Below are 5359 nucleotides of genomic sequence, written 5' to 3' on the forward strand. Positions count from 1 at the left end.
GTTATAGTCTCGTGGGCTCGGAGATGTGTATAAGAGACAGTTCCCGCGCAGCAGATTGACGATGCCGGAGAAGTCCGTGCCGCCGAAGCCGGCGTTGCAGAACAGCGCGTACATCTGCGCCGCCTCGCCGCCGAGCGGCAGCGGGCTGCCGGTGCTCTGCCCGGCCTCGACCGCCAGCTTCAGGTCCTTCAGCATCAGCGCCGCGGCGAAGCCCGGCTGGTAGTCGCGGTTGGCCGGCGAGGTCGGGACCGGACCTGGCACCGGGCAATAGCTGGTCAGCGACCAGCATTGGCCCGACGACTTGGACGCCACGTCGAACAGCTTCTGCGACTCCAGCCCCAGCTTCTCGGCGAGCGCGAAGGCTTCCGACACGCCGATCATCGAGATGCCGAGGATCATGTTGTTGCAGATCTTCGCCGCTTGGCCGTTGCCCGGCCCGCCGGTGTGCACGATGGCCTTGCCCATCGCCGACAGGATCGGTTCGGCGCGGCGGAAGGCGGTGTCGCTGCCGCCAACCATGAAGGTCAGCGTCGCCGCCTCGGCGCCGCCGACGCCGCCGGACACCGGCGCGTCGACCATGGCGTGGCCTGCCGCCTCCGCCGCCGCGGCGACGGCGCGGGCGCTGTCGACATCGACGGTGGAGCTATCGATGAACAGGCTGCCCGGCTTGGCCTTGGCGATGATGCCGTCCGGCGCCGTGTAGACCTCGCGCACGTGCTTGCCGGCGGGCAGCATGGTCACGACCACCTCGGCCTCCCCCGCCGCGGCGCCGGGGCCGGTGGCGATGGTGGCGCCGGCGTCGCGCGCTGCGGTGCAGGCGGCTTCCGACAGGTCGAAGGCCAGCACGGTGTGGCCGGCCTTCAGCAGGTTGCGCATCATCGGCGCACCCATGTTGCCCAGACCGATAAAGGCGATCGTCGCCATAGCGTTTCCCCCTCGCTTTATAATGACGCTATCAGCCGCCGGTCAGATGGCGGGCGATGATGACGCGCATGATTTCGTTGGTGCCTTCGAGAATCTGGTGAACCCGCAGGTCGCGGAAAATCCGCTCGATCGGGTATTCCTTGATGTAGCCGTAGCCGCCGTGAAGCTGCAGCGCCTCGTTCACCACCTGGAACCCCGCATCGGTGGCGAAGCGCTTGGCCATCGCGCAATGGGCGGTCGCCTCCGGCGAGCCGGCGTCGAGGCTGGCGGCGGCGCGGTGCAGCATCAGCCGCGCGGCGTCCAGTTCCGTCGCCATGTCGGCCAGCTTGAACTGCAAGGCCTGGAAGGCGTTCAGCGGCTTGCCGAACTGCTTGCGCTCCGTGGTGTAGGCGATGGCCTGCTCCAGGCAGAAGCGCGCTCCGCCGACCGAGCAGGCGGCGATGTTCAGGCGCCCGCCGTCCAGCCCCTTCATGGCGATGCGGAAGCCCTCCCCTTCTTCGCCGATGCGGTTGGCGACGGGCACGCGGCAATTCTCGAAGATGACGGCCGAAGTCGGCTGGCTCTTCCAGCCGAGCTTGTGCTCCTGCTTGCCGAACGACAGGCCGGGCGTGCCCTTCTCCACGACGATGCAGGAAATGCCCTTGGGGCCGGGTTCGCCGGTGCGGACCATGCAGACATAGACGTCCGACGTGCCGCCGCCGGATATGAAGGCCTTTGAGCCGTTCAGCACGTAATGGTCGCCATCCCGCTCCGCCCGCGTGCGCAGCGAGGCCGCGTCGGACCCCGCCCCCGGCTCGGTCAGGCAATAGCTGGCGAAATGCTCCATGGTCGTCAGCTTGGGCAGGAAGCGCTGACGCTGCTCCGGATTGCCGAAGCGGTCGATCATCCAGGAGGCCATGTTGTGGATGGAGATGTAGGCCGCCGTGGACGGGCAGGCCGCCGACAGCTCCTCGAAGATCAGCGCCGCGTCGAGCCGCCCGAGGCCGGAGCCGCCGAACTCCTCCCCCACATAAATGCCGGCGAAGCCGAGTGCCGCGGCCTGTCGCAAGGTCTCGACGGGAAAGACGCTGTTCTCATCCCAGTGCGCGGCGTTCGGCGCCATTTCCTGCTGCGCGAAGTCGCGCGCCGTGTCGCGGAACGCCTGCTGCTCCTCCGAAAGCGCAAAATCCATGCGCATCCTCCCCAGAACCGCAGTGGCCCGGAGTCCATGGCGGATCTCCGGTTCTCATTGTTGGGTGGAAGGACTATCATGCTGGATACGCGCTGTCCATCTCTTGTATACAGAGATTGGAGCGGCGGAAGGCCGCGGATGAGGAAGAGGACACGCTCGGGATGAGCGACCGGATTGCCGCCAGCAAGACCGCCGACAAGGGCGCCACGCGCGCCGACGAGGTGCGGCTCGCCATCGAGGAGGACATCTTCCTCGGCCGCCTGCGCCCCGGCACGCGGCTGGACGAGGAAAGCCTCGCCCAGCGCTTCAACATCTCCCGCACCCCGATCCGCGAGGCGATCCTCCAGCTCGTCCACGCCGGGCTGGTGGAGAAGCAGCCGCGCCAGGGGGCGGTGGTGGCGCCGCTGAAGCTGCACCGCATGGTGCAGATGTTCGAGGTGATGTCGGAAATCGAGGGGCTGTGTGCCCGCTTCGCCGCCCGCCGCATGTCGGAGGAGGAGAAGCAGGCCCTGAAACATCTGCACGACACCTCGAAGGTGCATATGGAGGCGCGGGAGCTGGACGCCTATTACGCGGTCAACCGCACCTTCCACGAGGCGGTCCAGGCGGGCAGCCACAACGAGCCGCTTCAGGAGATCGCGCGCGGCCTGTTCGCCCGGCTGGCGCCCTACCGCCGCTACCAGCTCAACCACCCCTACCGCGTCAAGGACAGCTTCAAGGAGCATGACGACGTGGTGGAGGCGATCCTGGTCGGCGACCCGGAGGCCGCCTACGCCGCCATGCGGCGGCATGTGACCATCCAGATCGACATCTTCACCGAGTTCGTGTCCATCATGGGCGGAAACGAAATACAATAACCCGGTCTTCCGTATACAAAGATGTGGCCGACGGCAGGTGCCCGTGCTAAACCCTGGACACCGGATCACCGGGTGCATGGAGGGAATCATAATGTCCGAAGCGGGTGGAAATCTGGTGGGTGGCAATCTGTTCGAGCTGTTCCGTTCCCGCTTTCCGGCGGACCGCAGCCGCCCCTTCGCCGAGACCGAGCCCGGCACCGCCAACGCCCGCACCGTCACCTACGGCGATCTTGAGGCGTTGACCGGCCGTTACGCCAACCTGCTCGCCGACCTCGGCCTGAAGAAGGGCGACCGGGTCGCCGTGCAGGTGGAGAAGTCGGTCGAGAACATCATCCTCTACCTCGCCACCGTGCGGGCGGGCGGCGTCTTCCTGCCGCTGAACCCGGCCTACACGAAGGCGGAGGTCGAGTATTTCCTGACCGACGCCGAGCCGCACGTCTTCGTCGCCCGCCCCGAATCCGCCGACGCGCTGCGCGAGGTCGCCGACAAGGCCAAGGTCGCCCATCTGCTGACTCTCGGCACCCATGGCGAGGGCACGCTGCCGGAGCAGGCCGCCGGCAAGGGCACGGACTTCACGACCGTCCCGGCCGAGGCCGACGATCTCGCCGCGATCCTCTACACCTCCGGCACCACCGGGCGATCGAAGGGCGCGATGATGAGCCACCGCAACCTCGGCTCCAACGCGCTGACGCTGCACAAATACTGGGGCTTCCAGCCGGACGACGTGCTGCTGCACGCCCTGCCGATCTTCCATACGCACGGCCTGTTCGTGGCGACCAACTGCGTGCTGCTGAACGGCTCCTCCATGCTGTTCCTGCCGAAGTTCGACGCTGAGCAGGTGATGGGGCTGCTGCCGCGCGCCACGGTGATGATGGGTGTGCCGACCTTCTACACCCGCCTGCTCGCCCATCCCGGCCTGACGCGCGAGGCGACGGCGCACATGCGGCTGTTCGTCTCCGGCTCGGCACCGCTGCTCGCCGACACGCACAAGGAGTTCTCGGCCCGCACCGGCCACGCCATCCTGGAGCGCTACGGCATGACGGAGACCGGCATGCTGACCTCCAACCCGCTGGACGGCGATCGCATCCCCGGCACGGTCGGCTTCCCGCTGCCGGAGGTCTCCGTGCGCGTCGTCGACCCGGAGACCGGCGCGAGCCTCGGCACCGACGACATCGGCATCATCGAGGTGGCCGGGCCGAACGTCTTCTCCGGCTATTGGCGGATGCCCGAGAAGACGAAGCAGGAGATCAAGCCGGACGGCTTCTTCATCACCGGCGACGTCGGCAAGGTGGATGGGCGCGGCTATGTCCACATCGTCGGGCGGGCCAAGGACCTCATCATCTCCGGCGGCTTCAACGTCTACCCGAAGGAGGTCGAGACGGTGATCGACGGCATCGACGGCGTGGTCGAATCGGCGGTGGTCGGCGTGCCGCACCCCGACTTCGGCGAGGCGGTGACCGCCGTCGTGCTGCGCAAGCCCGGCAGCGCCACCCCGGACGAAGCCGCGGTGATCGCCGTCTGCAAGGAGCAGCTGGCCAACTTCAAGGTGCCCAAGCGCGTCTTCTTTATGGACGAGTTGCCGCGCAACGCCATGGGCAAGGTGCAGAAGAACCTGCTGCGCGACGCCCACAAGGACCTCTTCACCGCGACGAAGACGCGCTGAGCAGCGCGCGGCTTTCCCTCTCCGGTCAAATCCGTATAAGGTTCGGCGTTTTTTCCACCCGGTGGGTTGTGGACAGGCCATCGGCGACTCGATACGCTGCCGTATGGTCTCCGGAGTGTTACCGATGGAAGCGAAGACGCTGAACCGCGAATCCTGGCTGTCCGCCGCCTTTTCCGCCCTGGCGGAGGGCGGCGTCGAGCAGGTGCGGGTCGAGCTTCTGGCCAAGCGGCTGAAGGTGACCAAGGGCAGCTTCTACTGGCACTTCCGCGACCGGATGGAGCTGGTGGAGGCGATGCTGGAAGGCTGGAAGACCGGCCGCATCGAGGCGATCAAGGCGCAGACCCGGCTGGACGGCCGCACGCCGGCCGAGGGGTTGCGCTACGTGCTGTCGTTGTACGGCGGCAGCAGCAACCCGCGCGGCATCGCCATCGAGCTGGCAATGCGCGATTGGGCGCGCCGCGATCCTCGTGCGTCCGAGATCGTGGCCGAGGTCGACCGCGAACGCCTGCGCTGCGTGTCGGACCTGTTCGCCGGCCTGGGGCTGGACCCCGACGACGCCTTCGCGCGGGCGTATCTGTTCTACTCGTTCATCTTCGGGGAAGGGCTGCTGGCCCGCTCCGCCGCGCCGGACCGCTTCGAGAAGGCGCGGGACATCTGCGGGAAGGTGCTGGTGCCGGAGGGAGTGGTTTAACGGGCGCTGTGTTGCCCCCACCCTTCCCACGGCTTCGCCGCGGGCCCCTTCCC

At 67.5% G+C, this 5359-nt stretch carries 5 protein-coding genes; 3 read left to right on the forward strand and 2 right to left on the reverse strand.

The window, feature by feature from the left end:
• Both mmsB and Q4I23_RS30165 read right to left on the reverse strand, forming a co-directional pair.
• Window positions 1-924 (reverse strand): 3-hydroxyisobutyrate dehydrogenase (gene mmsB, locus Q4I23_RS30160; RefSeq protein ID WP_498528661.1); only part of this gene is annotated, 924 nt, incomplete at its 3' end.
• Between the two features lie 31 nt (window positions 925-955).
• Window positions 956-2095 (reverse strand): isobutyryl-CoA dehydrogenase, encoded by a 1140-nt coding sequence (locus Q4I23_RS30165; protein WP_454016448.1) that lies wholly within the window; start codon window positions 2093-2095, stop codon window positions 956-958.
• A 161-nt stretch (window positions 2096-2256) separates the two neighbouring features.
• On the opposite strand from Q4I23_RS30165, the gene Q4I23_RS30170 reads away from it, so the two are divergent.
• From Q4I23_RS30170 to Q4I23_RS30180, 3 genes are all read left to right on the forward strand, one after another.
• Complete coding sequence (locus Q4I23_RS30170) at window positions 2257-2952, forward strand: GntR family transcriptional regulator (RefSeq protein WP_498528662.1); 696 nt, start codon at window positions 2257-2259, stop codon at window positions 2950-2952.
• 91 nt (window positions 2953-3043) lie between these two features.
• On the forward strand, window positions 3044-4615 hold the full coding sequence (locus tag Q4I23_RS30175; RefSeq protein WP_498528663.1) for a malonate--CoA ligase: 1572 nt from the start codon (window positions 3044-3046) through the stop codon (window positions 4613-4615).
• 124 nt (window positions 4616-4739) lie between these two features.
• Window positions 4740-5306, forward strand: a complete 567-nt coding sequence (locus tag Q4I23_RS30180; RefSeq protein ID WP_137106107.1) for a TetR/AcrR family transcriptional regulator — start codon at window positions 4740-4742, stop codon at window positions 5304-5306.
• Window positions 5307-5359: the final 53 nt, after the last annotated feature.

Source organism: Azospirillum sp. UFLA03-27 (assembly GCF_059803775.1).

Excerpts from the sequence above, each read along its gene's own strand:
- Q4I23_RS30180 (WP_137106107.1), top strand. The coding sequence starts at position 4,740 with ATGGAAGCGAAGACGCTGAACCGCGAATCCTGGCTGTCCGCCGCCTTT.
- Q4I23_RS30170 (WP_498528662.1), top strand. The coding sequence starts at position 2,257 with ATGAGCGACCGGATTGCCGCCAGCAAGACCGCCGACAAGGGCGCCACG.
- Q4I23_RS30175 (WP_498528663.1), top strand. The coding sequence starts at position 3,044 with ATGTCCGAAGCGGGTGGAAATCTGGTGGGTGGCAATCTGTTCGAGCTG.
- Q4I23_RS30165 (WP_454016448.1), bottom strand. The coding sequence starts at position 2,095 with ATGGATTTTGCGCTTTCGGAGGAGCAGCAGGCGTTCCGCGACACGGCG.